This window comes from Mesonia profundi (assembly GCF_031085155.1).
Lineage (GTDB): Bacteria > Bacteroidota > Bacteroidia > Flavobacteriales > Flavobacteriaceae > Mesonia > Mesonia profundi.
The window spans coordinates 1-2,262 of the sequence record NZ_JAVHUL010000075.1 but is presented as its reverse complement, the minus strand read 5'-3'; the positions used below and the strand labels follow the sequence as shown (position 1 = coordinate 2,262).

2 protein-coding genes are annotated in these 2,262 nt (G+C 29.4%); both read left to right on the top strand.

Annotated elements, in window-relative coordinates:
- The first annotated feature begins 420 nt into the window (after nucleotides 1-420).
- Nucleotides 421-756 carry a hypothetical protein gene (locus RBU60_RS14125; protein WP_308865714.1) on the top strand — a complete coding sequence of 112 codons (336 nt, stop codon included), beginning with the start codon at nucleotides 421-423 and terminating at the stop codon, nucleotides 754-756.
- Between the two features lie 65 nt (nucleotides 757-821).
- A complete protein-coding gene (locus tag RBU60_RS14120) occupies nucleotides 822-1,175 on the top strand; it encodes a hypothetical protein (protein WP_308865713.1) in 354 nt (117 codons plus the stop codon).
- The last annotated feature ends 1,087 nt before the right edge of the window (nucleotides 1,176-2,262 follow it).

Genomic DNA, 2,262 nt, shown 5'->3' with positions numbered 1-2,262 from the left:
TCATTTGAACCAAAGTTCACGCCTAAATGAATAATATTTTCTAATTTAGTACTGTCCTAAAAAGGGGAAGTCTACAACGGAATCGTTGTAGAGATTTAATTCAATAATTTTAATTTCAGTTTAATAAAAACAAAAAATAAGCTCGGTCGCAATAAATCTTGTCAAACTTAAAGCTCTTAAAAAACTGAACTCAAAAAAATAGAAGTTCTAATAATATTAAAGTAAAAAACAATAAAAAAAAAGCACTAAAGCCAACACCGTATAAAAATCATTGCTTAAATTAGTGCTTAAATAATGGTCGTTACGTTTTGGTTAGCTTCTGATTTTCCGTCGGAAAATCCTCGCACACAAACCCGCAACAATTGTTATACAAATCCGTTGCCATTCATTGCGCAACGGAACTCTGAACCTGAAAAAATAATGAAAATAGATAAAGGAAAATATTTAACTTATTCAATCGGATTTTTAATTTTTGGATGGTTGTATTACTTGTTAATAAACTACTTAAATTATATAGATTTTTCAGGACAATTTATAGAAGGAATTTTATCACCTACTGCGAGAAAAGGAAAATATGACACAATCTGGTTTAAATTAATTGCTATCGGATTTGGTGCGATTAGCATTTATTTAAGTTATAAAATCATACCTCCCAATCAGAATAAATTAAGAATAACACTAATTTCATTGTCAATATTATTATTAATAATGAGCATTGTTGCTTTTCCTAATTTGATATGGTATTATTTAATATAAAAAACGAACTGTTTGCGGAATTGAGCAAGTTGCGGAATTGCTCACTCAATCGGAATTGAAAAAATATGAATAAAGCAGAAACTAATCGGAATAAACTAAAGTCAGTTTTTAAAACTAACTCTTGGTTTCTTTGGGTAATTCCTTTGTTTATAATTGTTAGCTTTACGAATGGAATAGAAACTGGACTATATCTCTCTGGAATTATTATTTCAGGAATTTCTTTAGGTATAATTATTCCTGTTATAATTGGTACAATTTTTAAAAAATATGAACTGAAAAGTATTTATGGAGAAATAACAATTTTTGTGACTTCTACAACTTTATTATGGATTTATATTCCCGATAAAAAACTTATAGCATTTATAATACCATTCAGTATTGCATTAATTATAGTCGGACTTTTGAATTTAAGAAAATAAAAACAACGAAATGGCAACACCGTGTATAAACCATTGCTGGGTCTGTGCTAATCTGGAAAATCCCTGCGGAATTTTCACGTAGATTTGTACTTGTAATGGTTCGTGCTTTCACACGCAACGGTCCATACACATAAACGTTGGCAAACAGTTAAAAAAAGAAATCGATTATTCAAGAAAAATATTAAATGTCTTAAAACAATCTCTATGAAACAAATTAAAACTGACACTTTACTTAAAATATGATTCCAGGTAATTATACTATTGTAACAATTCTTGTCACTCTCTTTTTTGCGATTCCAGTCATTTGGAATATTTATAAGAAAAATTTATTCAAAAATATTAGTTTCATCAATTTTGTAAAAATTTTTAATAAATCATTGATTCTTCAGGGAATTATTTTAGTAGTAGGTTTCATACTGAGTTTTATCATCAACTCTTTGGATTTTAATTTTGGAGACACTTTAGCTGGAGCAACTTATGTCTATCTAATAATTGGATTGTTTTTCTACTTACCATCCTTGGGCATATTAAATATTATTAAATTAATAATCAATAAGAAAAAGAACAATACCTAAATCCATCGATAAATTTCATTGGACTTTAAGAAACAATTAATAAAATCGAAATTAAAAAAACACACGCGGAATTTAACAATATTGCGGATAATTTTAATTTCCTTGAAATCTAAAGTTAGATCACGTAAAAGTCGAAAATATATGATTGCCAAAAGTTTGTGTTTCTCGACCCAATCCAATCCGACCGAAAAAACATAATAAGAACTGATTGCGGAAAACCGCAACAAAAATTAATCGGAATTGACTAAATTGAACTTTTTAACAACAATACGTCCGAATTTATACTCGAACGAAAAAGTATAAAACCGATTTGCCAACAAATGTGTATAAGCAATGGCTTGTCCTCGCCTACTTGGAAATTCCTTCGGAATTTCCACTGGCAAGTACCTGTTTGCAATTGTCCGTGACGAACCACGCCACTGCTCATACACCAAACGTTGCATGCAATAAGATCAGCCTTTTGGAAATTTAAGAGATGATGATTAGGTGTTAAAAAACGGATATCAAATGTT